The organism is Emticicia sp., from assembly GCF_043780375.1.
Classification (GTDB): Bacteria; Bacteroidota; Bacteroidia; order Cytophagales; family Spirosomataceae; genus Emticicia.
Genome location: NZ_JAYWCU010000149.1, coordinates 1 through 26,750 on the forward strand (window position 1 = coordinate 1; position 26,750 = coordinate 26,750).

The following is a 26,750-nucleotide window of genomic DNA, read 5'->3' on the forward strand; positions in this document are numbered from 1 at the left end:
TTAATGTTACTTCAATTCTAATGGAAAAACTGATAGTTTAGTTTTTTTGTTATACTAAAAATAAAAATAATGCAAGTATTAACCCGTAATTCGCATAATGATGTAATATCGTATAGATTGGCTTATTCAAATATGACAAATCGTGGCATTATTCCAAACTCAGATTTATTCAAAAACTCTTTAGCTCTCAATACATCTGTAAAATTAAGTAATAAACTACGCCTAAGTACAAATTTAGATTTCAGCAGAAACAATTCGAATAATAGACCTGCTGGTGAAAGAGGTTCTAATCCGTTACAATGGGCTTACGCAGTTTCTCCTCACATTAATATTCTTGATTTAAAAGATTATTGGGTTCAAGGACAAGAAGGGTTGCAACAAAAATCACAAGCAAAAGGCGATTATAACAACCCTTATTTCTTGGCTTATGAAGTGAATAATGCTTTTGAAAGAAATAGATTATTTGGGAATATTAAAGCCGACTGGCAAATAACTCCTGAGCTGAGCGTAATGGGTAGGTATGCATTAGATACTTACGGTGAAAAGAGAGAAACTAAAATAGCAAATAGTTATACAGCCGAACCTCGTGGAGCTTATGGCTTAATTAATCTCGGGCGTTATGAAAGAAATATTGATGTATTGGCTACTTACCATAAAAACATCCAAGACTTTTCTGTGTCAATTTCAGCGGGAGGAAACTCTCGAAATAATAAAAACTCAGATATAAGTAATGCCAGCAGAAATGGAACAGGTTTGATTATTCCAGGCTTATTTACACTTCAAAATATTGCTCCTGCCAATATTCAATATATTAGCAGTTTTTCTCGAAAAGTAGTCTATAGTGCTTATGGAATGGCAAACTTGGGCTACAAAGATATGGTTTTCTTAGACCTTACCGCCCGTAATGATTGGTCAAGTACTTTACCAGTCCAAAATCGTTCTTACTTTTACCCATCAGCATCATTAAGTTTATTGGTAAATGAACTGTTTTCTACCCCAACAAACAACCTCAATATGTTGAAAGTAAGAGCAGGTATTGCTCAGGTAGGTAACGATACGCAACCTTATAGTTTGATAAACACTTTGAGTAGTGGGGAAGCATGGGGCGGAGTTACTCGCTTATCTAAATCAGGAACAATTTTGCTGCCTGATTTAAAACCCGAAATATCTACCTCGTATGATATAGGAGTAGATTTAACAATGTTTAAAAATAAATTAAGATTTTCGGGAACATATTATGTTGTAGAAAACAGAAACCAAATCATTCCGACAAAACTGCCTTCATCAACTGGTTATAATTCTAAAAACATCAATGCAGGTTTGCTTGTCAGTAAAGGACTTGAACTTACATTAGGTGGTACACCTTACGAAAAAAACGGTTGGAAATTAGATATGACCGCCAATTTCTATAAAAATGCAACAACCATCAAAAAACTTTCTGAAGGACTGGGTTTTTACACTTTATGGACTGATGCCAAAGGTGGTGCTTGGACCTATGTTGGCGAAAAAATTGGCGACATATATGACTCAGAGTTAATTACCGTAAAAGACCCTGCTTCGCCATATTTCGGTTATCCGATATTAGACGAAGATGGTTCTTGGCAAAACCTTAGTGCCAGTAATTCTCGAAATAAGATTGGCAACTTTAATCCCAATTTTATACTTGGCTTGCAAACTTCACTTAGCTATAAGCGATTTAGTCTAAATTTAACTTTTGATTGGCGAAATGGCGGAGATTTTGTTTCTCAAACATACCGCTATTTTGAGTCAGATTTAAAATCACAACGTTTCTTAGATAATCTAATCAATCCAAATGGACTTACAGGAGATGCACTTCGCAACTATTTGGTAGCTAATCCAGACCAACTTATCAGAGTAAATGGAAATAGGTTTAATGTAGTGGGTGGGCCAACTGCCGAATACGGTGGTTATCCATTTGAATATGGTGGAAATACCTATCCTTATGGCGTCTTTAATCCGGGTGTAGTAGCCAAATACGATGCAGAAGGAAAAATTACAGGCTATACTGAAAATCTTGGTGGAACAGGTACTAAAATTATCCCTTATGGCGATAATTATCCTTGGAACTTTGCAAGAGCAGCTACTTTTGATGCGTCATTTATCAAACTCCGTGAAGTATCGTTTGCTTATGATCTTCCAAGTGCGTTTGCCAAAAAATTAGGTATGCAAAATGCCAATCTATCGGTTTATAGTCGCAATATTATGTTGTGGACTGCCGCTAAAATTGGAATCGATCCAGAAATGGCTTTCCAACCACAAGCAGGCGTACAAGCAGGAACACAATTCAAACAAGGCATAGAAAGATACAACGTAACCCCGTGGGTGATTCCTGTTGGATTTAAACTTGGTTTGACTTTTTAAAACTTTAAACTTTGAAATCATGAATATCAGTTATAAAAAAATCATTGCATTAGCCATTGTTTTTAGCTCTTTCTTCTCGTGCGAAGACCTAACAAAGGTAAATAATAATCCGAATGGCGTGCAGCCAGAGTTGGTTAATCCTAATTTAATAATGCCTACTATCTTGACCGAAACGGCAAGATTATATCTCAATTTGGGTTATCAAGATATTGCGGGCGTTGTGCAACATACCCAAAAAGATGCTTTTTCATCGGGGCATAACGACTACGATTGGGGCGGTAATCAAAGTTGGAGTTCGAACTATGATATTTTGAGAAACAATAGTCTATTTTATGACAGAGCGGTTGCACTTAATCTTGAATTTCATCAAGGTGTATCGTTGGTTATGAAAGCCTTTAATTTTGGACTAATTACCGATTTATGGGGAGATGCTCCTTATAGTAATGCCTTGAAAGGTGAAGCAGGCGGAATAACCAACATTCTTCCATCATTCGATAGTCAGGAAGCAATATATACGGGTATTTTAGCAGATTTAGAAAAAGCCAATACCTTATTATCTAAGCAAAAAAGCGATTATTCAAGTATTGTTGATAATGTAGATGTGTATTTCGGTGGAGACCCTGCAAAATGGAGAAAATTTGCTAATTCTTTAGCTCTACGTTATTATATGAGAATATCTGCCAAAAAACCAGATATTGCCAAAGCAGGTATTGAAAAAATCGTTGGAAACGCAACTCAATATCCTATTATTACTGCTAATACTGACGACGTAACAATGGCTTTTCCAGGAACAAGCGATGGAACGTCTTGGCCAGCAAATTCTGTGTATGATGTCAGTGGCAGTAATTATCGTCGTATCAAAATGGCAGCAACTTTAGTAAAAACTTTGCAAAGTGTCAATGACCCAAGACTGGGAATTTGGGCAAATAAAGTGGGAATTCCTTTAGTATTAGACGATAAACTCCCAATAGGCACTGACAAGATTGTAGATGGGAAAAGATATTTGTCTCCTGATAAAGTTGGGAAAGCCATCATTGATACCGACCCTGAATATGTAGGACTTCCTACGAGTTTTTCGGCATTACCTTCGGCTTATAACCTTAATCCAACTCCTGGGCAAACATCATTCAATCCTCATGTTTCTTACCTCAATAATATTTACAAACAAGCCAATGGCCCATTGTTAAAAGCCCGTTTGGTATCTGCAGCCGAAGTAAATTTTATATTAGCAGAAGCCTCATTAAAAGGGTGGGCTACTGGCGATGCAAAAACACGGTATGAAAATGGCATAAAAGCCTCTTTAACTACTTGGGGTGTAAGCAATGTATCTACTACTTATTTGGCAAACAAAGGCGTAGCTTATGATGGAACACTTAAACAAGTGATTGAGCAAAAATGGATTGCAAGCTGGACAGCTGCAACTGAAGCGTGGTTTGATTATAGAAGAACTGGACTTCCTGCTTTGAAAGCTGGCCCTGCGGCAAAAAGACAAGTATTACCTCTTAGGTTTTATTATATGCAAGATGAATTGAACATCAATAAAGTTAATGCAACAGCTGCATTAGATAAACTTGAAGTTACTAATTATTCGCAAGCAGATGCAAAAAATAGTCCTTGGTCGAAACCTTGGTTAATTCAAGGTACAGGTAAGCCTTGGTAAAATAACACAAAATCAACCCAGATGCTTGAATAAAAGTATCTGGGTTTTTCAATAATTAATAACTATTACAAGCTATCTAAAACGCTATTCCTTAGCAAATTAAGCTCTAAAGGCCCTTTCTCCTCACAACACACCGAAATACCAATTCACTGCTCCAACTATTGTTAAACATACAAAACAAATAGCTTAATTTTCTTCAAAAAAAAATTTAAATACAATAGTCCTTTCAACCAAACTTTTAGTATAGCTATTAGCATCAAACATCCTTTAACAAATTAAAACTATGATATTACGCTTTACTCTTCATCGAATGCTGCGGCGTTTATTAATTACAACCGTTGTAATAGGATTATGTTTTTCAGCAGTTTCGGCACAAACACGAACTGTTACGGGTAAAATCACTTCAAAAGAAGATGGTTCTGCTATGCCAGGTGTCAATGTAGTAATAAAAGGTTCACAGAAAGGCACAGGAAGCAATGCAACGGGCAATTATTCCATTGAAGTTAGTGGAAATAATCCTGTATTGATTTTTTCGTTTGTTGGATTTGAAGCACAAGAAGTGCAAGTAGGCACTCGAAGTATGGTTGATGTTTCGATGGTTTTAAGTGCCGAAACATTGAATGAAGTGGTCGTTACGGCTCTAGGAATAAAGCGTGAAGAAAAATCGCTTGGTTATTCGGTTGCAAAAGTTGAAGGCAAAGAATTGAACCGTGTTGCTCAAGAAAACGTGCTGAATGCAATGGCTGGAAAAATGGCAGGCGTAAGCATCAGTTCAACTGGTGGAACAGGCTCATCAGTGAGTATGATTATTAGAGGAGCTACTTCTTTGAGTAGCGACAATCAACCACTTTTTGTAGTTGATGGCGTGCCAATAGCCAATACACTCAATAATATCAGCCAAGTTGGAAACGATAACAGAGCTGACTTTGGCAACTCAATTTCGAACCTTAACCCCGATGATATTGAAAACGTTTCGATTCTGAAAGGACCGAGTGCAGCAGCATTGTATGGCTCACGTGCAGGAAATGGCGTGGTACTTATTACCACAAAAAACGGCTCGAAAGCAAAAAAAATGACTATTTCGGTCAATACAAGTACAGTTTTCGATAAACCATTTAAGTTTTTAAAATGGCAAACTAAATTTGGGCCAGGTCAATTTTCAGCAATTCCTGTTTCAATAACTGGCAATCCTCTTTCAAATGCCTTCGGAAAATTGATTCAAGAAGAAGTTGGTGCAACCTATGGTGCGGAATTAGACAAAGGATACTCAGAAGTGCAGTGGAATAGTCCACTTGATGCCAACGGAAAGCCAATTGCTATGCCTTTAGTTTCGCACCCAAACAATGTTAAGAATTTTGTTCAAACAGGTATTACTACTACCAATGGTATTTCGATTGCCAATAGCTCTGATACATATTCTTACCGTTTGTCGTACTCAAATATGAGGAATAAAGGCATTATTCCAAATGCAGATTTATTCAGAAATACTGTTAATTTGAATACTTCTATTAAAGTTAGCAATAAAATTAGGTTGAGCAATAGTTTAGATTTTAGCCGTTCAAATTCAAATAATCGTCCTTCAGGAAATCGTGGAACAAACCCTTTGCAGTGGGCTTATAATGTTTCGCCGCACATTGATATTCTTGATTTAAAAAATTATTGGATTCCCGGTCAAGAAGGCTTGCAGCAACGCACACAATCGAAAGGCGTTTACAATAACCCTTATTTCTTGGCAAATGAAGTAAATAATAGCTTTGTGAGAGATCGTATTTTCGGAAATATTAGAGCCGATTATCAGATAACGCCAGCATTTAGCTTGATGGGACGCTACTCTTTGGATACTTATAACGAAACCCGTGAGTTGAAAATAGCCAATAGCTATACCAACGACCCTCGTGGAGCTTACGGAATCATAAAACTTGCTAATTTTGAAAGTAATGCCGATTTCTTAGGAACTTACAAAAAGGACATCAGCAATTTCAGTCTTTCACTTTCGGTTGGTGGAAATGCACGTTATCAAAAAGGTTCAAATGTTACTACCGCCAGCAAAAGCGGGACTGGGCTAATTGTTCCTGGAGTTTTCAATATTCAAAACATTGCTCCTGCCAATCTTGATTATAATAGCACTTGGTTTCAACGAGCCATTTACAGTGTTTACGGTTTAGCCAATTTTGGTTTCAAAGACATGATTTTTTTGGACGTAACTGCTCGCAACGACTGGTCGAGCACACTTCCTGCTGCTAATCGCTCATATTTTTACCCTTCGGCATCATTGAGTTTATTGGTTAATGAAATGGTAAAACTTCCCAATCAGGTCAATATGCTGAAACTTAGAGGCGGTATTGCACAAGTTGGAAATGATGCCAATCCTTATCAATTACTCGGAACACTCGGAAATGCAGGTACTTGGGACGGAACCCAACGACTCTCGACACCGGGAACTTTACTTATTTCAGACTTAAAACCTGAAATCGTTACTTCGTATGAAGCTGGTATTGATTTAAATATGTTTAAAAACCGTCTTCGTTTTTCAGGAACATATTATATTGTTGAAAACCGAAATCAGATTTTAAGCACCAAACTTCCACCATCATCGGGCTATTCTTTGAAAAATGTAAACGCTGGGCTATTGGTTAGTAAAGGTTGGGAATTTTCGTTGGGCGGTACACCCATAAGTAATTCCAATTGGAAATGGGACATTAATGCAAATTTAACCCGAAACCGTACAACAATTAAAGAATTGTCGGACGACCTTCCATATTTTACACTTTGGCAAGATGCAAAAGGTGGGGCATGGACTTATGTTGGCGACCAAATCGGTGATATTTATGATGCGAAAATTGTGACCGTTGAAGACAAAGAATCACCTTATTTCGGTTATCCAATTTTGGATAAAACAGGAAAATGGCAATCGATTGATGCCATAAGAACAAAAAATAAGATTGGAAATTTCAATCCAAAATTTGTAATGGGTATGCAAACTTCTATTTCTTACAAAGGATTTAGTCTTAATATGTCATTCGATTGGAGAAATGGTGGTGATTTTGTTTCACAAACTTACCGTTATGGCGAAGAAGATGGTCGCTCCCAATTATTCTTAGACAAACTCATAAATCCAAATGGATTGACAGGCTCGGCACTTCGTGACTATTTGATAGCTAACCAAGAAAAATTAATCAAAATCACAGGAAATAATTTCCCATTGGTGGGTGGTCCAACGCCAGAATATGGCCCATATGGCTTCATTTATGGCCCTTATACTTTCCCTCACGGTGGCGTATTTATTCCTGGTGTAATTGCCACAGGGTTTGATGCACAAGGAAAACCAACAGGCTATAAGGAAAACTTAGGCGGTGCAGGAACAACTACATTACCATTTGCAGGAAGTACCGCATGGTCGTTTACAAGAGCTTTTACGTATGATGCTTCCTATTTAAAATTACGTGAAATTTCGATGGGTATGGATTTACCACAAAAATTAATGAAAAGATTAGGTATTCAAAGTGGGAATCTTTCGGTTTATAGCAGAAATTTTATTCTTTGGACAAAAGCCAAAATAAACATCGACCCAGAAACTGCTTTCCAATTAGAGTCAGGAGTGCAAGGTGGTGGTACTCAGTTTAAACAAGGAATCGAACGATACAACGTAACTCCTTGGGTTATTCCTGTTGGGGTGAAACTTGGTTTAACTTTTTAAGAAATTTTAAACGATAAAATTTTATGAAAAATAATAGATTCAAAATATTCAGTTTGGTGTTTTTCTTTTCTTGTAGTGTATTTTCTTGCAAAGATTTGACCGAACTAAACGCAAATCCAAATGGAGTAAATCCATTGACGGCTAATCCAAACTTGGTTTTATCAACTGTTTTGACCGAGGCAGGAAAAGTATTTGTTAACTTGGGCTACCAAGACATGGCAGGCGTGATGCAACATACCCAAAAAGATGGCTTTAGTAGCACCCATAATAGTTACGAATGGGGCGGTAGCCAAAGTTGGGCAACGCATTACGATATTCTCCGAAACAATCAATATGTATATGATCGTGCTGTTGAACTAAATCTCGAATTGCATCAAGGAATTACTTTAGTAATGAAATCAATGATGTTTGGACTCATCACCGACCTTTGGGGAGATGCTCCGTATTCGAGTGCATTGAAAGGAGCGGTTGGCGGAGCTACCAATACTTTTCCTTCTTACGATTCACAAGAAGCGATTTATACAGGAATCTTAGCCGATTTGGAAAAAGCAAATACGCTACTTTCAAAAAATGCAGTAGAATATACTGGTTCACCAGGAACTGCCGATGTTTATTATCAAGGAAATCCTGTTAAATGGAGAAAATTGGCAAACTCACTTGCATTACGCTACTATATGCGTATTTCAAGCAAAAAACCTGACGTTTCAAAAGCAGGAATTGAGAAAATTGTGGCAAATCCTACACAATTTCCTATCATTATGGCCATTGCTGATGATGCCGCCATGCCTTTTGCCGGAAACAGCAACGATGATTCTTGGCCTGCCAATGCCGTTTATGATGCAAGTGCAACCAATTATAGAAGGCTAAAAATGAGTGCAACGCTTGTCAATAAACTATTAGATTTGAAAGACCCACGCATTGGAATTTGGGCAAATAAGGTGCAAATCCCTTTGGTAATTGATGCCAATTTGCCCAAAGGTACCGACAAAATAGAAAATGGAAAGCGTTATTTATCGCCTGATAAAGTGCTTGGAAAAGACGTTAATACAAACCCCGACTACGTAGGGCTTCCGACAGCATTGATTGGCGGAGCTACCTATAATTTGAGTCCGACTGCCGAGCAATCGGCCAATAACCCACACGTTTCGTGGCTCAATGATATTTATAAACAAGCAAAAGGCCCATTGTTAAAATCAAGACTAATGTCGGCAGCCGAAGTGCGTTTTATATTAGCAGAAGCAGCCTTGAAAGGTTGGACAGTTGGCGATGCAAAAACGCATTACGATGCAGGTGTAAAAGCCTCGTTAGATACATGGGGAGTAACGAGTAGCTACGCAAATTATATTGCAGGTAAAGACGTAGTTTATAATGGTACACAAAAACAAATTATTGAACAAAAATGGATTTCGAGCTGGACCGCCGCCGCCGAAGCATGGTTTGATTATAGACGTACCGGTTTTCCTGAGCTAACAACTGGCCCTGCGTCTGTAAGAAAAGTACTACCTGTTCGTTTTTTTTATATGCTCGATGAGCGTAATTTGAACAAAACAAACGCTGAGGCTGCCATGGGTAAGCTCGAAACTACCACTTATTCAGAAGCGGATGGTAAAAATAGTCCTTGGTCGAAACCTTGGGTACTGCAAGGCACTGGTAAGCCTTGGTAAGATAGCTTTTATTAGACTTCCTGCGAAAGTATTTTAAGTCGAAAAACACCATCTTTTCGGCTACTAATTGAGCAAATTTTTCAACCGTAGCGGTGCAATGGAATTCCATTCGGGCTTCAAAATTTCCTCGATTTTCGCTTGAAAATCTACTATTTTTCAATCATAAAACACTTTCGCAGGAAGTCTATTAAAAACGGATATTTATTGCTAAATATCCATTTTTCTACCTAACCCACTTATTGTAACATGAAAAGTAGAATAATTTTATTATTTACACTAATAACTTTCACATTATCAATTAGTTATGCTCAAACCTTAAAAGTTGGAGCAGCCATTAGAGTTATTACTCCTGATCCGTTGTTACCTATTTCGGGCGGAATTGGCACACCTAAAGCGGTAAATGAGAAAAAAGGAGATTTATTTGCCCGTGCCATGGTTTTTGAGCAAGGAAATACTCGCATTGCTATTGTCAATGTTGATAATTTAGGTTGGTCTTCAATTCTTGGCAATAAATCACGTGCATTAATAAAAGGAATTCCTCCCGAAAATATCCTCATAGGTTCAACACACACCCATAGTGCTCCCGATGCTTATGGTTTTCCTGATATGTCAGGCAAATCTTTTGCAGATTTGAATTATTTAGACTGGTGCGTCAAACAAATTGCTGATGCTGTAAATGAGGCCATTACAAAATTAGAACCCGCTTCATTAAAAATTGCAGTTGATGAGGCAAAAGGAAAAATTGCCTATAATTATTATGCTCCACAATTATATGACCCTCGTTGTGGTGTAATTCAAGCACTTGCTACAACTGGTATCAATAAAGGAAAACCAATTGCAACTTTAGTCAATTATGCTATTCATCCAGAAGTATTGGGCTCAGGAAGAGGGATTTTGAGTCCAGACCTTTGTGGGCCATTGTACGACCGCATTGAGTCTAAAGTTGGTGGAATTGCACTTTTCATGAATGGAGCCCAAGGCGGAATGGTAACAGCCGATACTCGACTCGAATTGGGCAAAGAAGGAATGGGTGGAAAAGAAGATAATACATGGAATGAATGTATCAGAATTGGAGAATTATTGGCGGACGAAGCCCTAAGAATTATCGAAAAAGCCCCAATTCTTGAAAATCCTCCTATTTATTGTACTTCACGAAACATTGAGTTTCCAATTGACTCTGAAATTATGAGGTATATTCTGAAAAAATCACCTTTGAAATATGAGTTCAAAAAAGAAAATTATGTTTCAACCCAACTCAATCTTTTGAATATTGGACCCGCTCAAATTCTAACAATTCCTGGGGAGGCTTTACCTAATATTGGGTATTATGTAAAACGTAATATGCCAACAAAATTTCCTTTTTTGTTTGGTCTAACCAACGACGCTTTTGGCTATATGCTAACAAAAGTAGATTTCAATAGTTTCAAAAAATATGAGTATATCAGTCGAACAGGCTTAGGAGAAATGACTGCTGAAATTTACATGGAACAAGCTCTCAAATTAGTCAAAGAAAGTCCAAAACCTCAATAACAAGTAAGATTTTAGAATACTCGCTGCGATTACGACTTACGAGCAATAATCTATTAGTAATCAAGTATTTATAAAAAACAATAATCTTAGAAAAGTGTCGCAATCAACTTCAATTATCAAAACTAAAAAAACAAAATCTATGAAAAGCAGCTTCTTTAAACTGTCTGTACTTTGTACCATTTTTTTTCACATATTTGCCTTTTCACATGCTCAAAAGGCAGTTATAACTCCCGAAACAGCACTAAAAAGTTATATTACAAATGGTGATAAGACTTATAATTGGGAGCTAAAAGACTCGCTAACAATTGGCAATGTTACTGCTTATAATTTACTATTGACTTCCCAAAAATGGAGAAAATATACTTGGCGACATCAATTAACTATTTTTGTTCCAAAAATTAAGCAATACGACGGAGCTTTATTGTTTATTACGGGTGGTTCTAACAAAGAAGAACAACCGAATTGGAGTAAATCTGATGGTTTGTGGCCTTCGTTAGCTGGTGCAGCCGAAAAAAACAAAGCAATAGTGGCTTTGATTAAACAAGCACCTAATCAACCTCTTTATGGAGATTTAACCGAAGATGAACTTATTTCTTATACCCTTCATCGGTTCAAAAAAGATAAAGATTATAGTTGGCCTTTACTTTTTCCGATGGTGAAAAGTGCAGTTAGAGCGATGGATGCCGTCCAAGAATTTACTAAACAAAAACTCAAATATGATGTTAATAATTTTGTAATTTCGGGAGCATCGAAACGTGGTTGGACAACTTGGCTTTCAGCCGCTATAGACGACAAACGTGTAAAAGCCATTGGTCCAATGGTAATTGATATGCTAAATATGCCTGCTACACTCAATTATCAGTACACAACTTACGGAGAATACAGCATTCAGATTGAAGATTATGTAAAATTAGGCATTCCACAAGGCACTGATACTGAAGATGGAAAAGCCCTTACCGCCATGATAGACCCTTATTCTTATCGCAGTAAACTTACTATTCCGAAAATTATTTTTATTGGCACAAACGACGAATATTGGACTGTTGATGCTATAAAGCATTATTATGACCAAATTCCTGGAAAAAACATGATTCATTATGTGCCAAACGCTGGACATAATTTGGCTGGTGGAAAACAAGCATTTGAAGCTTTGAGTGCTTTTTTCGGAACAACAATAATGAACAAAGAATACCCGGTTTGCACTTGGAATATGGTTGACACAAAAATCACTGCTGACTTAACGGTCAATGCAAATACCAACTATTTAGTAGAAGCTACATTTTGGTACACAACTTCATCGGACAGAGATTTTAGAAATAATTTATGGTTAAGTAGAAACATAAAACTTAAAGATTTACCCCAAATTAAGGTTTCACAAGTTTATCCGTCAAAAGGCTATCAAGCATTTTATGTGGACTTAAAATACAAAGACCCAAACGGTGGCACATATACTATCAGTACAAGAGTATTTACTACCGATACGGCAAAAGTGCTATAATGTAGTACATTTCAGGTATTATGAGCATATTTTGATTAGATTATTAACCTAAATTTAACAATGTTAAGCTCACGACCTGAATATTTAATGGATAAACTAATCAAAAATAAACTCACCAAAGATGAGCTTGAAGAGTTATTGGCTGGAATTGGAGAAAATGAAATGTCGAGCGATTATTCAATAATTCTTGAACGTTACTTTAAGCAATTATTAGGCGAAAATTCTATAAAAAAAGACCTATTCTAATGAAATTTACAATAAAATTTACACACTTTTTACTATTCAGCCTCCTATTCTTGGGAATATTTTCTTGTAAAACTTCCTCTTTTTCTAATAAAAATAGTTCTGATACAAAAATTGATTCAAGCACTTTATTAAAAACAAAATACCACCTTGGAGTTTCGGCACATCGTGGTAATTCTAAAATTGCTCCAGAAAATACACTTGCAACCTTCCAAACAGTTTTGGATATTGGCGTTGATTATATCGAAATTGATGTACGCACAAGTAAAGATGGGCAATTGGTTATTTTACACGATGGAAACCTCAACCGAACAACAAATGGAGTAGGTGCAATGAAAAATTTCACTTTGACAGAACTCAGAATATTATCGGCAGGAAAAGGATTTGGAGAGATATTTCAGAACGAAAAAATCCCTACGCTTGAAGAAACAATTTTGCTAATTTCGAGATGGAATTCCAAGCATAAAAGAAAAACTAACTTATATGTTGATTGCAAAGATGTGCAACCTAAGCCATTAATTGAGCAACTTTCTGCCCATAAAATGCTTGAAAATTCGGTTTTTTATGGCTCTGACGATTTCCTGCTTTCTTTGAAAAACCTTTATCCAAAAGCAAAACTTTTACCTTCACTTGATAGTTCAAAAGAGTTAAATGCTAAAGCCGAAAAGTTAAAACCTTATGCTTTTGATGTACGTTGGACGATCCTTAATGACTCTTTAGTAAATGCTATTCATCAACAAAAAATCAAGGTTTTTTCTGATGTTTTAGGTTTCACTGACACACCTCAAAATTATCAAAAAGCTGTAAAAATGGGTATTGATGTTATTCAAACCGACAATGTAAGAAAGGTTTATCAAACGCTTTTGAATGAAAAATAGCTTATTTCAAGCCATCCAAAACAAACAAAAACTCACAAGTATTGACCAGAGTATGTACTAAAGCAGCATAAAATACATTCTTTGTTTTGAGGTAAGTGTAGCCGTAAGCCCAACCCGCCACACTTGCCAAGCCCACAAAAATAATAGAACCTGCATGGTAATGAACTAAGCCAAAAAATATACTGGTTATGGCCAATGCTGTATATACGCCATAAACGCTCACTTGCTTTTTCTCGATGAAATAAGCCGATAAAAATAATAAAATGGTAATAATACTCGGAAACCAAAAGAGTTCTTTGTTGAGAGAATAGCCAGTAATCAATGCCAACAGCAAAAACAAGACAAATCCTACAATCCAATATTTTTGCCAATTTCCATGTTGACCAATCTTCTTTGCCAACATATTTTGAATCAAACCTCTGAAAAATAGTTCTTCAAACAAAGCTGTACCGATAAATACTCTAATCAATTCTTTTACAGCAGAAGGAATACCATTTATTGAGAAAGATTCAAATGGATTTGGAGAAATAAATCCAAAAATGAAGCCTACAATGTAAACAAATCCAAGAAAAGAAAGCCACGAAAAAATGGCAATTCCGAGAAATTTTAGATTGAAAACTGGGTAAAACCCTATGTCTTGTATTTTTCTGACAATACCAAAAGCATAGACTGTAGCGAGTATAATTACGATTTTATAAATCGAACCAAAACCAGAACCTTTATAAGGAAGACTTGTATTGCCCTCGAAAGAAATAATGGTAGCAGGAATAAGAAAAAGCAACAATACAACGAAATCGGACCAAACAATTTTTGTTTTTTTGAAAGCAAGAAAGGTCAAAACTGGAAATAATAAAAGAAATACAAACAAACCTGCCGAACCTTCAAAAGGAGTATTTCCATAAATAAGCAAGTATGAAAACAAGATGATTATCAGAAAAACAGGGAAAAGTAAGACTTTTTCGTTGCCCAAATGCACAAATTCTCGCATTTGCTTACTAATATCTGGCTGTCCTATATTGAAAATTAAAAAATAAATGATGACAAAATAAGGAGAAGCAATCAGCAAATCAGTAGTTGATGATTTCCAATTAAAGTAAAGAAAAAGCATGAAAAAGATAATTGTCAAAGCACCGCCCAATAGTGAATGTCGTGAAAGAGTTTTCATAGAATGGAGTTGTTTAATTCAGTTTTTACGGCATCATTATTAAATCTCTTCTGAGCTCCTTTGAGATTATCATGCGAATTGATAAGTATAAATGCTAAAATAGCTATTACAATTATCACTCCTGTCATATTTAGAGACCACTTTTTAAGAGAAATGCTATAATCATAAAATTCAGGTTTAGTTATTCTGATAACGAAAATAACCACTAATAAATTGAGTATGTATAAATACTGCTCAATGAGGTAAGTACTCAAAAATGCACCTGTGATAAGCAAACTAAAAACGATATAAAGTCCTAAATGCCCTATGAAAAAAGTAAAAATTTTAGAAAAACTATATGAAACAACATCCGATTGTTTGATAAAAAACTTCAATAACCAAACTATACACATCAATATCATCAAAAATAAAGAAAACCACTGAACTACCTCAAAAATTGGACTTCCTTCACTAACATTCAATTTGCTTATTATTTCAGTTATTCGTTTTATTTCAAAAGTTTGTTGCCAAACAATAAGCGGAATCACCAAAACAAGCATTAATAATGGGAATAACTGACTATTTTTGGATTGCAAATTTTCTGAAACCTCCCATTTTGAAGTAAGTGTTCCATAAGCCATTCCCAAACCTCCAAAAAAGCCCAAAGAGTATTCCATTACATTCCAAAAATTGAAATGAATTTCGGAAACCTTCCCCAAAACTTGCAAAAAATCACCAAATGCGAAACCAAATCCGCCACCTAAACCTGAAAAAATAGCTACTCTTAAAGCAGAATAATGCTTATTTCGCACCAGATTCCAAGTAAGTGCTGCCGCCATTCCGAGGCAAACTGCCCAAACTTCAGAGCGTGGCGGAGTCATTAACCATCCAAATTGTTCAATCAAAAAGTAATAAAAAATCAAGCCACCAACTACCATTTCCATAATCAAACTATGCCATTTTATGGGATTTTTGGTAGTATTTGTCAATGAAATTCCAAAAAGTCCGCCACCAATAAAACCATATAAACCACCAATGACAAACAACATCAGCAAACCATAATAGACGTTTACGAAATCAGAAGCCTTTCCATACCCAACAACCAGTCCGTAACTCATAATGCCACCTATTCCCCAGCCCAAAGCTCCTGCTAAAGTTATATTAAATGCATTGGCAAACCAATCGGCTCTTTTGGCGACCAATAAAACGCTCAATGCTCCAATTGCACCTGCCCAAGCCGCCCCTTGTTCGTGTCCGAATTTCCCTCTAATTGCCCATGCCGTCCCCAATGACATTCCTACCATGATCATGCTTAAAAATAGTTGTTTATTTTTCATTCAAATTTGTAGACGAATTTCAATTCACTAATTTATATTTGACATATTACTTGGATTGCTTTTAGAAAGGCTACTATTTACCAAAAAAATTATCTTTCAAGTAGTCAGTTGCTTTGGTTTTGAAGTATTGTTAGAAGTAATTTTGAAATTCAATTAATATGAACAAAGTTTTATCCATTTTTATTAGCCTGATAATCAGCCTATTACTATTTAATTGCACTTCAAAAATAAAAATTGAGGAGCAAGTTTTGAATCAAAATTGGCTAATTGCCTCTGCAAAAAACATCAATGCTGATGCAAAAACGATTTCGTCAGAAACCATCAATCTTGATAAATGGACAAAAACTTCAGTGCCAACAACGGTCTTAGGTGCTTTGGTTGATGCGGGTGTTTATAAAGACCCTTTTATGGGAAATAATTTAGAGAAAATTCCGAGAAAACCTTTTGAAGACAGTTGGTGGTTTAGAAATAGCTTTGATATCGAAGATTTTGATGAGGCAAAAGAACATCTCAGTTTGCTGATTGATGGTGTAAATTATCGAGCAAATTTTTGGCTAAATGGTAAACAAATAGCTTCTCAAGACACAATTTTTGGTGCCTTTCGACAATTTGAATTGGACATTACAAATACTGCAAAAAATGGCAAAAATACTGTTTTGGTAGAAGTTTTTTCACCAAAAGTAAGAGACTTTTACATGGGTTTTGTTGATTGGGCTCCAACCCCACCCGACCACTATATGGGAATTTACAGAGAAATTCGACTAAAAAGGTCTGGAAAAGTATCAATGAATGCCAGTTTTGTCGCCCCTGATGTCGATGTGAAAGATTTATCAAAAGCGACATTAACTATCAGTGCCGAACTTACCAATCATGGCAATGAAGCAAAAACCGTCGAAGTTGTTGGACACATACAGGATATTGAGTTTTCCAAGCAATTTACACTTCGAGCTCATCAAAAAACTGAAGTTAAATTTTCACCATCAGAATTTAAGCAGCTAAATATCAAAAATCCACGTTTATGGTGGTCAAATGGGCTGGGTGAACCCAATTTATATACGCTTAATTTAGAAGTTAGAGAAAACGGGATTGTGCAAGACAAGCAAACAAGCAAGTTTGGTATTAGAAAAATAGAAACTTACTTAAATGCAAAAAATGTAAGAGGATATAAACTTAATGGACGAGAGGTTTTGATAAAAAGTGCGGGCTGGGTTGATGACCTTTTCTTGCGTTATATGCCCGAAAAAGATGCTGCTCAGATTCGGTATGTTAAGGAAATGAATCTAAACTCACTCCGTTTTGAGGGAGTTTGGGGCAATAATCAGCATATTTATGATCTTTGCGATGAAAATGGAATATTGCTCATGGTTGGTTGGAGTTGTCAATGGGAGTGGCCCGATTATTTAGGTCAAGAATTCAAAATGAAGCCAGGTGATGAGAATTTACCAATCAATGTTGGCGTAAATTTGTATGCAGTAAAACTCACAACATCAGAAGAAACACTTCTTTCGGACTACTTTAGAGACCAAGTAAAATGGCTAAGAAACCATCCAAGTATTTTTACTTGGGCGAGTGGAAGTGATGCCATGCCAAAAGCATCGCTCGAAAAACAATATTTAGAAACACTTCAAAAATATGACCCAACTCGACCATTTTTAGTCTCTTCGGGCGAGTTTGAAAGTACGCTTACTGGCAAATCAGGAATGAAAATGAATGGGCCTTATGAATATGTGCCACCTGTATATTGGTTTGAAGATAAAAAATTGGGTGGAGCTTTTGGCTTTAATTCTGAAACTGGACCAGGCCCGCAAATTCCGCCCATTGAAAGCATAAAAAAAATGATTTCTGCTGCCGAACTTTGGCCTCCCGATAATAAAATCTGGAATTACCATTCTGGTCGAAAAGATTTCAATACATTGGGCATTTATTTGAAAGCTTTAAATAATAAATACGGTACGGCAAAAGATTTAGAAGATTTGGCTTTTAAAGCCCAATTGATGAATTATGAGGCAATAAGACCCATGTTTGAGGCACATGTAATTAACAGACCTACAACAACTGGCGTGGTTCAATGGATGCTAAACTCGCCTTGGCCAGATTTTTATTGGCAATTATTCGACTACTATTTGATGCCTACTGGTGCTTATTACGGCACTAAAAAAGCAGCAAATCCAGTCAATATCATCTATAATTATTTTGATAATTCGATTCATTTGAGCAATGATACTCGTAAAAATTTGAAGGACGTTAAAGTAGAAATCAAACTACTCGACCAAAATTCAAAAGTAGTTTTTGAGAAAAAAATGAGTGTAGATTTAAAAGAAAACTCTACCAATGAATGCTTAAAAATGGCACAATTGAAGGGTAATCACCAAGTGTATTTCTTAGATTTAAAGCTTAAAAATGCTTCGGGCGAAATTATTGCTGACAATTTTTATTGGCTATCAACTTATAAAGACCAATTGGACTGGTCGAAGTATTTTTGGTTTTATACGCCTCAAAAACAATATGCTGATTTTACGCCACTCAATGATTTACCAAAGACAACTATAAAAGCTGAAAAAGTGGTAAAATCAACAGAACTAGAGTATGAAATCAGCTTGAAACTAAGCAATCCTTCTGATAAAATGGTGTTTTTTCTTGAAACTGAATTAGCCAATGCAAAGACTGATGCTGCTATTTTACCTGTTTTTTGGTCAGATAATTATGTTTCTCTTTTACCTCACGAAACTAAAATATTACTAGTGAAATGTTACAAAAAAGATGCTGATAATAAAGAACCAATCATTAGAATTAAAGGTTATAATCTTTCGGAAAAAATGAAACTATAAAAGCTTTTAGTGCGACTTCTCCGAAGTCTATATTTATCAATACTTTTTTTAATACTTCTAAGCCAAAAACTGATTCCGATACTCGATTGGCGTACAGCCTTTAATTTGCTTGAATTGGCGAGCAATATTCTTGCTATCAGTCAAGCCCATATCAAGTGCAATTTCAAATACAGTTAAATCCGTTTCCAAGAGTTTTTGACTCAGTTTTTCGATACGAAGATTAAAGATGTATTTATAAATCGGATAGCCAGTTATATTTAAAAAACGCTTTTCTAATGCTCTTCGTGAAAGCGGAACTTGCTTCACGACATCATTTACTTGCAGATTTTTGTCGATGTTTTGATGTATAAATTTCAGCGAAGTAGCTATAAAACCATCATTTGTGGCATAAATATCGGTTGATTGCCTTGTAATGACTTGAGTTGGTCTTACAACAATATCATAAAACTCGGCAGTGCCACTTTTAATCATTTCGTGCAGTAATTTAGCGGCATCATAGCCACCTTTCTCGGCATCTTGACCAATACTTGACAAGGGTGGGTCAGAAAATTCACAAACCATTTCGTCGTTATCAACGCCTAAAACGGCAACTTCTTCAGGAATTCTTATTTTGGAATGACGACAAGCCTCCGTGATGTGTTGCCCTTGATTGTCGTCGCAAGCCATCAAAGCGATTGGCTTGGGCAAAGATTTGAGCCATTGGCTCAACGAACTTGGTTTATAATACCAAATTTCGGAAGAACGAGCCATTGCATGTTCAAAGTAATGAACTTTATGCCCAGCTTTAGCTATTCTTTCTTCAAAACCCTCTGCCCTTTCTCTCGACCAAACAATATCTTTAAAACCATAAAACGCAAAGTTTTTAAAGCCCTTCTTCAAAAAATAATCTGCTCCCATCTCACCAGCTTCTTTATGAGCTCCAGTTATATTCGGAACTTCCTTGAATCGTTCTTTGAAATCTTGAGCAATCACAGGAATTCCGGCGGCTATAAACTTTTCGATATCGGGGTCGTTATAAAGTTGCCCAATAATACCATCTGCTCCCCATTCCAATGCCCATTCTAAAATGCCGTCCAAACCAATGGTTTCTCTTTGAAAAAGAGGCATTCGACAGAATATCCATGGGCCATGTTCTTTTGAATATTTGGCAATTCCTTTCAAAAGAGCTTTGCTGTATTCTTCAGCAAAGTCAATCAGTAAGATAATTTTATACATGTTTGGTTGATATTATTAGTCAGCAGTTTTTGGTTGGTAGCCAATTATCAGAAAAATACTTGGTTAGAAAAAACACATTTTCTTATTATAATAACTCTTTCCAACTTTTTATGGTAGAATTTGTTACCAATGGTTTTGCCCAAATTCCGATGCTCAATATGTAACCTAAAGTTATCAATAAAAATAACATTGCCAAACGAAGTCCGAATATTTCGCCCAAACCGCCAATAATCAAAGGCACAAATGCTCCACCTGCGATGCCTGTACATAATATTCCTGAAAAAGTTCCGTGATGATTTTTTACAGAATTGAGTGCCAATGAAACAATAATTGACCACATGACCGAAGCAAAAAAGCCTGTCAATGGGAAAGCAACCAAAGCCACCTGCAAAGAGCCAAATAATCCGATTAATAAACAGATAATTGCTCCAACTGTAAACAAAATCAGTACTCGACGACTATCAAATATTTTTAACAGAATAAGCCCTAAAAAACAACCGATTGTCAACAAACCCCAAAAATAAGATATTACCGAAGCTCCAACTGTTGCTGGGTCAACGCCATGATAAACTTGTAAGAATTTTGATGTCCAATTGGCAATGCCTTGTTCTGTTCCAACATAAGAAAAGATTCCAAGAAAAAACAAAAGTACATATTTGTTTTTCAGCAGCTCTCTGAAAGATTTATCCGTGTCGATGCGTTCATCTTCTTTAAGCTTTACTTCAGGAAATTTCACCATTTTTATTATCAAAACCATTAACAAAGCAACCAATGCAAACACCCAATAAAGCGAAACCCATTTCAGGGTCTGAGGCACAATTCTGTTCATAATTTCTATAACAAAATTGGGTGTTTTTCCAGAATGAACATTTATTACGAAATAACTGTACAGCATAGGACTTAAAAAAGATGCTCCACCAAAGAAAAGTTGTGCTAAAACCGAGTTGAAAGCAAAGTTTATATCTCCGCCAGCTACTCGCAATAATGGGTTAATAACCACTTGCAACATTGCCATGCCAATTCCGATGATAAACAAAGAAAGTAAAGCCACAGTAAAAGTAGGCACCAATGCAAAGAGCAATGCTCCTATAAAAGCCAATAAAAATGCTAATAGAAGGATTCGTTTTTCACGGTATTTTTCGACCAAAACCCCTGCTGGAATTGACGCAACACCGTAAGAGACAAAGAAAGCAAATGGCAAAAAACCAGCCAGACCAATGCTTAAATCAAAACTATTGAGAATATCAGGAATTATTGGGCCGAGAATATTACTAAGAAAAGAAATAACAAAAAAAATAAAAAAGATAAGGATAACTATAAAAGTATTTCTTTTCATAAATAGTTTGTAGTAAAGTTTTATATCTTATGAATTCAATGCGGCTGCTCCTAAAATCGCAATGTTTTTATTTTTAGATTGGAAGATTTTAAGGCGTTTCAATGATTCAGGAAATGCAAAATCGTTTAAAGACTCAAAAACTGTATCTTTAAAATATGGATAAGCATTACTTATCGACCCACCTAAAATAATAACTTCTGGGTCGTAAACATACATTATTGCTTTGATAACTGCTCCTAAATGTCTGCCAAATTCAGCCCATATATCGAGTGCTTTAGAATTTCCATCTATTGCCGCTTCATTGTTGGCTAAAGCACTGACGCCAAATTGTGTTTCAAAAAAACTATTACTGACGTAATATTCAAAATTTTTGTCTAAATACGGCAAAAGTCCAATTTCCCCTGCACCGCAATTATGCCCCACGTACAATTGCTCATTGATGATAATTCCTGCACCCAAACCTGTGCCTATTGTTATACCAACCACCGAATGAAAACCTTTCGCCAAACCAAAACGATGTTCGCCAAGCGTAAAGCAATTGACATCATTATTGACAAATGTTGGCAATTTAAACTCCTTTTCCAAAATATCTTTCAATGCTACTTCTTTCCACGATTCAATATTCGTTACATTATATACAATCCCTTTGGCAGTATCAACTACCGAAGGTACGCCAATTCCAATTCCTTGTATCGAATACGAAATAAGTGGTCTGATAAGCTCAATTAGTTGGTCTATGGTAGAGGATAAAGATTCTTTTTGTTGTAGGAAAGTCGTATTTTGCTTGGTTATCAAACCATTTAGTTCGATACCAGCCCTAATTTTAGTCCCACCCAAGTCAACCCCAATATTCATAAAAAAAATTTTATTTTCATCGAAAACTGTTTAGAGGTTGTTTAAGTTTTTTTTTGCTGGTAATAAATGATACTTTTTTGACTCAATCAAGCTTAAAAAAGTGAAATTTTGCGAGCAAAATGAGCCTTTTTTGAACGAAGAGTAAGTTAAAAAGGTGCATTTTAAGCCCAAATCAAAATACTTAAACAACCTCTTTGGCAAACTGATGAAAGTTTTATAATGATATAAACTTTTTATTTAATTGTTAATACTTATTATAATCCTAAAAATACCATTGAGTGTTTAAGTATTTTTTGATTTGGGGGAAAACTCTTTGAGAAATTAGATTTAAGACGTACCTATTCATTGATAAAGCCTTTTTTAATATAAGTGACTAAATGGATTTCAACCAAAGTCTATTTTGTGGTTGACTTATCAAGTTTTATATTTAGTCAGCCTACTCGTTGGAATATTCAAGCAATTACAGACTGTGAACTTTATGTGCTTGACCGTAAAACTATCAACAAATCGGACAAGTGATTCCGAATTGGGCAAACTTAAAAAAGCTTTTCATTGCCAAATGCTTCATAGTTTTAGAAAATTGACTTGTTACTCACCCCATGCAAAACTGGCTTGAACTACTAAAAACAGCTTGTGATAAATATGTCGCAAGTTTTACCTTAAAAGATAAAATGTACTTTCTCACAAAGTATTTCTTAATTTTGAGCCATGGTTTTTCGTAAGAATAGTTATTACTTACATCTTTACAATCACTTATATAACAATAAAACACAAATCATGGAAGTAAAAGACAGTAACGGAACATTGCTAAACGAAGGAGATACAGTACATATTATTAAAGATTTAAAGGTAAAAGGTAGCTCAAACGTACTAAAAAGAGGCACTGTTTTAAAGAACATTCGTCTGACTGATAACGAAGAAGAAATTGAAGGACGTGTAGAAAAAACTATGATGGTTTTGAAAACTTGTTTTTTGAAGAAGGGCTGAAGAATTTTCACAACTACTCAAAGGTTTAGATATTGTGGGAAGTTAACCAGTCAGCCAATAAATCGAGTAAAAACCCCTATTGATTATAGTATTTCAACGCTATGAACAAAATATTTAATGCAGTAATTTTGTGCCAAGAAAATAGCCATGAAATATGTATCATGTACCAAAAACTGGCTCTATTGGGTCAGTTTTTTTGCAACTGTAACGATGTTTAAATACATCGATTTGAAAATTCATTAGTATAGGGTTAGTTAAACACATAGCACACCTCTATTTTAGGGAGTGTGCTATATTTTTGATTCTACCAATTATAGGCTTACTTTTGCTATCAAAAAGTATTATTTTTATGCAATCGAAAGTCAAAGCGACATCATCTGAGAATCTTGAAACTACCGAAAAAAATGGTCTTCATTCTCGCAATCCACACCGATTTCGCTATGATTTCAAGCAATTAATTGCTTCTTGCCACGACTTATCTCCTTTTGTTTCAATCAATCAATATAAAAGCGAAACGATTGACTTTGCAAACCCCGAAGCCGTAAAAATGCTCAATAGAGCCATATTAAAGCATTATTATAAGATTTCTTTTTGGGATATTCCACAAAATTATCTTTGCCCGCCCATTCCTGGAAGAGCCGATTACATTCATTATGTTGCTGATTTATTAGCTTCATGCAATAACGAAATTATCCCACAGGGCAAATCAATTAAAGTGCTTGACATTGGCATTGGTGCAAATTGCGTATATCCAATTATTGGAACCCAAACTTATGGTTGGAATTTTGTCGGTTCAGATATTGACTCAATCGCTATCAAATCTGCCAAAAAAATTGTTTCAGTCAATGCTTCGCTCGAAGGAAAAATCGACTGTCGCTTACAAACCACTTCTTCAAATATTTTCAAAGGAATCATCATGCCTGACGAAGTTTTCGATGTTTCCATTTGTAACCCACCTTTTCATTCATCTTTAGAAGAAGCGACCGCAGGAACGCAACGAAAACTGAAAAATTTAGGAATAAAAGAAAAAACCAAATTGAATTTTGGTGGACAAAATACTGAACTTTGGTGCAAAGGTGGCGAAGAAACGTTTGTCCGAAATATGATTAATGAAAGTACCGAAATACCTACAAAATGCTTTTGGTTTACGAGTCTTATTTCTAAAAAAGAGCATTTACCAAGCATTTATCATGCACTTAGACAAGTAAAAACGCTCGAAGTTCGCACCATAGAAATGAAACAAGGACAAAAAGTAAGTAGAATTGTCGCTTGGACATTCTTGAACAAAACACAACAAAAAGAATGGCAATTGAAGTATTGGTAACCTTAAAACTTAATTTTTAAAAAGAAAAATCAAGTTTTGTTTTTTTTAACTAATTCTATATCGTAATATTGCAATATAAAAATATTAATTCTTATGGGAGTAACAAAAACAGATCTTTTCACCGAAAACCAAAATGAAATTGCAACACTTGCCAAAGCCATTGCACACCCTGCAAGGGTGGCTATTATTGAGTATTTATTGAAAGTAAATGCCTGCATTTGTAACGACATTGTGAACGAATTACCCTTAGCACAACCAACCATTTCTCAGCATTTGAAAGAGCTAAAAAATGCAGGAATCATCAAAGGAAATATCGAAGGAAATGCCATTTGTTATTGTATTGATGAGAAAACTTTTAGTAAAATACAAAGCTTATTCGAAACATCGCCAATGTTAAATATTAGCTGTTGCTAGATTAATGTTAAGAATGAATACTTTAAAAAACAATTAAACTCACAAAACAGTATATCAACATGAAACTTTCAGAGATAAAAAACTATTTAAACACAGCCGAAAATGTGAATTTTGAACTTGAAAATGGTACGAGAGTTCCTGAGCATTTTCACGTAACTGAAGTGGGTATTATCACCAAAAACTTCATTGATTGTGGCGGCACAGTTCGCAACGAAAAAGTAGCAAATTTTCAATTGTGGGATGCCAACGACTTTGAACATCGCTTAAAACCAAAGAAATTATTGGATATAATTGCTCTTTCAGAAAAAGTTTTGGGCATGGAAGACCTCGAAATAGAGGTCGAATATCAAGCTGAAACAATCGGAAAATTCGATTTAGGTTTTAATGGTAAAGACTTTTTATTGATAAATAAGCAAACCAACTGCTTGGCACAAGATAATTGTGGTATTCCAAACGAACAAATAAAAATAAATTTATCGAACTTACAAACTCAAACAGCTTGCTGCACACCTGGCGGTGGCTGCTGCTAAAGATTAGTAAGACACCATTTTAAATTGTTTGTAAAACATAAACTTTTAATAATCAATACATTACAAATTAACAATGAAAAACATTTTAGTATTATGTACAGGTAATAGTTGCCGCAGTCAGATTGCACATGGCTATTTTGAACATTTCACCGATCACAGTAAAGTAAAAGTTTATAGTGCCGGCATCACTACTCACGGTGTAAATCCGAAAGCCATCGAAACAATGAAAGCTGATGGCATTGACATCTCGCACCATACTTCAAACAATGTAGCAGAATATGAAAACATTGATTTTGATTATGTATTAACAGTTTGCGATAATGCCAACGAAAATTGCCCAATTTGGGTCGGAAAATCCAATGATTCGGCACTCCGAAAATTTCATCATAATTTCCCTGACCCACCCAAATTTAAAGGCACAGAAGAGGAAATCATTGCCGAATTTGCCAAAGTACGAAATATGATAAAAGTGTATGTTGAAAATTTCGTAAAAGAACAAGGTTTATGAAAAAATACCTCGCCGAACTCATTGGAACATTTGGCTTGGTTTTTTGTGGAACAGGAGCAATTATCATCAATGAAGTATCCAAGGGGGCAATCACACACCTTGGCATTGCCATCACTTTTGGACTAATAGTAATGGCCATGATTTATACTTTTGGAGACATTTCTGGCTCACACCTCAATCCTGCCGTAACTATCGCATTTGCGGTTATTCAAAAAATTGAAGTGGTAGAAGCAATTAAATATATTATTAGCCAATTTATTGGTGCATTATTGGCTACCTCAGTGTTACATTTGTTGTTTCCTGAAAACCTTAATCTCGGAGCGACTTTGCCAGCGGGTAGTGAAACACAGTCTTTTATTTTGGAATTAATTCTGACTTTTTTCTTGATGTTAGTCATTATTCATACTTCGCAAGGCAAAAAAGAAGTCCAAAATTTAGCTGGAATAGCAATCGGGGGGACGGTTTTATTGGAAGCTTTGTTTGCCGGACCAATCAGTGGAGCATCCATGAATCCTGCCCGTTCATTTTCTCCAGCCTTGATTTCAGGCAACCTACAATCGCTTGGATTATATATCTTTGCCCCTATTTTTGGTGCAATATTATCAGTTTTGAGTTGGCGAAAAATATTTTCGTAATTTTTTCATTCAAAATTAAACATCTAATATTTTTTTTTATACATTAGCATTAACAAATACAACAAAGTAAAATTTTATTCGTTTT

The 26,750-nt window shown here is 35.6% G+C and carries 19 protein-coding genes and 1 pseudogene; 15 read left to right on the forward strand and 5 right to left on the reverse strand.

The features are described from left to right. Nucleotides 1–96: 96 nt before the first annotated feature. The 8 genes and pseudogenes from ACH2CJ_RS11785 to ACH2CJ_RS11820 all read left to right on the forward strand — a co-directional run. A pseudogene (locus ACH2CJ_RS11785) lies at nt 97–2,382 on the forward strand (SusC/RagA family TonB-linked outer membrane protein); the annotation flags it as partial. Nucleotides 2,383–2,401: 19 nt separating this feature from the next. Continuing rightward, nucleotides 2,402–4,042: a SusD/RagB family nutrient-binding outer membrane lipoprotein gene (locus ACH2CJ_RS11790; protein ID WP_394993006.1), complete on the forward strand. Its 1,641-nt coding sequence runs from the start codon at nt 2,402–2,404 to the stop codon at nt 4,040–4,042. A 283-nt stretch (nt 4,043–4,325) separates the two neighbouring features. Next, the gene (locus ACH2CJ_RS11795) at nt 4,326–7,739 is read left to right on the forward strand and encodes a SusC/RagA family TonB-linked outer membrane protein (protein WP_394993007.1); all 3,414 of its coding nucleotides are present in this window, start codon (nt 4,326–4,328) and stop codon (nt 7,737–7,739) included. A gap of 23 nt (nt 7,740–7,762) precedes the next feature. Beyond that, nucleotides 7,763–9,403 carry a SusD/RagB family nutrient-binding outer membrane lipoprotein gene (locus tag ACH2CJ_RS11800; RefSeq protein WP_394993008.1) on the forward strand — a complete coding sequence of 547 codons (1,641 nt, stop codon included), beginning with the start codon at nt 7,763–7,765 and terminating at the stop codon, nt 9,401–9,403. A gap of 246 nt (nt 9,404–9,649) precedes the next feature. Beyond that, the gene (locus tag ACH2CJ_RS11805; protein ID WP_394993009.1) at nt 9,650–10,933 is read left to right on the forward strand and encodes a hypothetical protein; all 1,284 of its coding nucleotides are present in this window, start codon (nt 9,650–9,652) and stop codon (nt 10,931–10,933) included. Between the two features lie 139 nt (nt 10,934–11,072). After that, entirely contained in the window at nt 11,073–12,431 is a 1,359-nt protein-coding gene (locus ACH2CJ_RS11810; protein ID WP_394993010.1) for a PhoPQ-activated pathogenicity-related family protein, read from the forward strand. 60 nt (nt 12,432–12,491) lie between these two features. After that, nucleotides 12,492–12,677, forward strand: coding sequence for a hypothetical protein (locus tag ACH2CJ_RS11815; RefSeq protein WP_394993011.1), 186 nt, complete (start codon nt 12,492–12,494; stop codon nt 12,675–12,677). Then, nucleotides 12,677–13,552: a glycerophosphodiester phosphodiesterase family protein gene (locus ACH2CJ_RS11820; protein ID WP_394993012.1), complete on the forward strand. Its 876-nt coding sequence runs from the start codon at nt 12,677–12,679 to the stop codon at nt 13,550–13,552. Before ACH2CJ_RS11815 ends, ACH2CJ_RS11820 begins: the two co-directional genes overlap by 1 nt. 1 nt (nt 13,553) lies before the next feature. On the opposite strand, the gene ACH2CJ_RS11825 is transcribed toward ACH2CJ_RS11820, so the two are convergent. Together ACH2CJ_RS11825 and ACH2CJ_RS11830 are read right to left on the reverse strand one after the other, a co-directional pair. Next, complete coding sequence (locus ACH2CJ_RS11825; protein WP_394993013.1) at nt 13,554–14,717, reverse strand: type II CAAX prenyl endopeptidase Rce1 family protein; 1,164 nt, start codon at nt 14,715–14,717, stop codon at nt 13,554–13,556. After that, entirely contained in the window at nt 14,714–16,033 is a 1,320-nt protein-coding gene (locus ACH2CJ_RS11830) for a hypothetical protein (RefSeq protein WP_394993014.1), read from the reverse strand. Before ACH2CJ_RS11830 ends, ACH2CJ_RS11825 begins: the two co-directional genes overlap by 4 nt. Nucleotides 16,034–16,191: 158 nt before the next feature. Between ACH2CJ_RS11830 and ACH2CJ_RS11835 the strand changes: the two genes are divergently transcribed. Further along, complete coding sequence (locus ACH2CJ_RS11835) at nt 16,192–18,861, forward strand: glycosyl hydrolase 2 galactose-binding domain-containing protein (RefSeq protein ID WP_394993015.1); 2,670 nt, start codon at nt 16,192–16,194, stop codon at nt 18,859–18,861. Between the two features lie 57 nt (nt 18,862–18,918). On the opposite strand, the gene ACH2CJ_RS11840 is transcribed toward ACH2CJ_RS11835, so the two are convergent. From ACH2CJ_RS11840 to ACH2CJ_RS11850, 3 genes are all read right to left on the reverse strand, one after another. Further along, complete coding sequence (locus ACH2CJ_RS11840; protein ID WP_394993016.1) at nt 18,919–20,076, reverse strand: DNA-binding transcriptional regulator; 1,158 nt, start codon at nt 20,074–20,076, stop codon at nt 18,919–18,921. Between the two features lie 85 nt (nt 20,077–20,161). After that, nucleotides 20,162–21,412, reverse strand: coding sequence for an MFS transporter (locus tag ACH2CJ_RS11845; protein WP_394993017.1), 1,251 nt, complete (start codon nt 21,410–21,412; stop codon nt 20,162–20,164). 27 nt (nt 21,413–21,439) lie between these two features. Further along, on the reverse strand, nt 21,440–22,267 hold the full coding sequence (locus tag ACH2CJ_RS11850) for an ROK family protein (protein ID WP_394993018.1): 828 nt from the start codon (nt 22,265–22,267) through the stop codon (nt 21,440–21,442). Nucleotides 22,268–23,044: 777 nt separating this feature from the next. Between ACH2CJ_RS11850 and ACH2CJ_RS11855 the strand changes: the two genes are divergently transcribed. The 6 genes from ACH2CJ_RS11855 to ACH2CJ_RS11880 all read left to right on the forward strand — a co-directional run bounded on the left by ACH2CJ_RS11855 (nt 23,045) and on the right by ACH2CJ_RS11880 (nt 26,665). Continuing rightward, nucleotides 23,045–23,254 (forward strand): alkylphosphonate utilization protein, encoded by a 210-nt coding sequence (locus ACH2CJ_RS11855; protein ID WP_394993019.1) that lies wholly within the window; start codon nt 23,045–23,047, stop codon nt 23,252–23,254. Between the two features lie 349 nt (nt 23,255–23,603). Beyond that, entirely contained in the window at nt 23,604–24,578 is a 975-nt protein-coding gene (gene rlmF, locus ACH2CJ_RS11860) for a 23S rRNA (adenine(1618)-N(6))-methyltransferase RlmF (RefSeq protein WP_394993020.1), read from the forward strand. A gap of 93 nt (nt 24,579–24,671) precedes the next feature. Further along, a complete protein-coding gene (locus ACH2CJ_RS11865; RefSeq protein WP_394993021.1) occupies nt 24,672–24,992 on the forward strand; it encodes an ArsR/SmtB family transcription factor in 321 nt (106 codons plus the stop codon). Nucleotides 24,993–25,051: 59 nt separating this feature from the next. Beyond that, the gene (locus tag ACH2CJ_RS11870; RefSeq protein ID WP_394993022.1) at nt 25,052–25,522 is read left to right on the forward strand and encodes a DUF6428 family protein; all 471 of its coding nucleotides are present in this window, start codon (nt 25,052–25,054) and stop codon (nt 25,520–25,522) included. A gap of 73 nt (nt 25,523–25,595) precedes the next feature. Further along, nucleotides 25,596–26,030, forward strand: coding sequence for an arsenate reductase ArsC (locus tag ACH2CJ_RS11875; RefSeq protein ID WP_394993023.1), 435 nt, complete (start codon nt 25,596–25,598; stop codon nt 26,028–26,030). After that, nucleotides 26,027–26,665, forward strand: coding sequence for an MIP/aquaporin family protein (locus tag ACH2CJ_RS11880; RefSeq protein ID WP_394993024.1), 639 nt, complete (start codon nt 26,027–26,029; stop codon nt 26,663–26,665). The genes ACH2CJ_RS11875 and ACH2CJ_RS11880 overlap by 4 nt, the downstream gene beginning before the upstream one ends. The last annotated feature ends 85 nt before the right edge of the window (nt 26,666–26,750 follow it).

Bases quoted from the DNA above. Each gene is read 5' to 3' on its own strand.
- ACH2CJ_RS11790 (WP_394993006.1), top strand. From the start codon at position 2,402: ATGAATATCAGTTATAAAAAAATCATTGCATTAGCCATTGTTTTTAGC.
- ACH2CJ_RS11795 (WP_394993007.1), top strand. From the start codon at position 4,326: ATGATATTACGCTTTACTCTTCATCGAATGCTGCGGCGTTTATTAATT.
- ACH2CJ_RS11800 (WP_394993008.1), top strand. From the start codon at position 7,763: ATGAAAAATAATAGATTCAAAATATTCAGTTTGGTGTTTTTCTTTTCT.
- ACH2CJ_RS11805 (WP_394993009.1), top strand. From the start codon at position 9,650: ATGAAAAGTAGAATAATTTTATTATTTACACTAATAACTTTCACATTA.
- ACH2CJ_RS11810 (WP_394993010.1), top strand. From the start codon at position 11,073: ATGAAAAGCAGCTTCTTTAAACTGTCTGTACTTTGTACCATTTTTTTT.
- ACH2CJ_RS11815 (WP_394993011.1), top strand. From the start codon at position 12,492: ATGTTAAGCTCACGACCTGAATATTTAATGGATAAACTAATCAAAAAT.
- ACH2CJ_RS11820 (WP_394993012.1), top strand. From the start codon at position 12,677: ATGAAATTTACAATAAAATTTACACACTTTTTACTATTCAGCCTCCTA.
- ACH2CJ_RS11825 (WP_394993013.1), bottom strand. From the start codon at position 14,717: ATGAAAACTCTTTCACGACATTCACTATTGGGCGGTGCTTTGACAATT.
- ACH2CJ_RS11830 (WP_394993014.1), bottom strand. From the start codon at position 16,033: ATGAAAAATAAACAACTATTTTTAAGCATGATCATGGTAGGAATGTCA.
- ACH2CJ_RS11835 (WP_394993015.1), top strand. From the start codon at position 16,192: ATGAACAAAGTTTTATCCATTTTTATTAGCCTGATAATCAGCCTATTA.
- ACH2CJ_RS11840 (WP_394993016.1), bottom strand. From the start codon at position 20,076: ATGTATAAAATTATCTTACTGATTGACTTTGCTGAAGAATACAGCAAA.
- ACH2CJ_RS11845 (WP_394993017.1), bottom strand. From the start codon at position 21,412: ATGAAAAGAAATACTTTTATAGTTATCCTTATCTTTTTTATTTTTTTT.
- ACH2CJ_RS11850 (WP_394993018.1), bottom strand. From the start codon at position 22,267: ATGAATATTGGGGTTGACTTGGGTGGGACTAAAATTAGGGCTGGTATC.
- ACH2CJ_RS11855 (WP_394993019.1), top strand. From the start codon at position 23,045: ATGGAAGTAAAAGACAGTAACGGAACATTGCTAAACGAAGGAGATACA.
- rlmF (WP_394993020.1), top strand. From the start codon at position 23,604: ATGCAATCGAAAGTCAAAGCGACATCATCTGAGAATCTTGAAACTACC.
- ACH2CJ_RS11865 (WP_394993021.1), top strand. From the start codon at position 24,672: ATGGGAGTAACAAAAACAGATCTTTTCACCGAAAACCAAAATGAAATT.
- ACH2CJ_RS11870 (WP_394993022.1), top strand. From the start codon at position 25,052: ATGAAACTTTCAGAGATAAAAAACTATTTAAACACAGCCGAAAATGTG.
- ACH2CJ_RS11875 (WP_394993023.1), top strand. From the start codon at position 25,596: ATGAAAAACATTTTAGTATTATGTACAGGTAATAGTTGCCGCAGTCAG.
- ACH2CJ_RS11880 (WP_394993024.1), top strand. From the start codon at position 26,027: ATGAAAAAATACCTCGCCGAACTCATTGGAACATTTGGCTTGGTTTTT.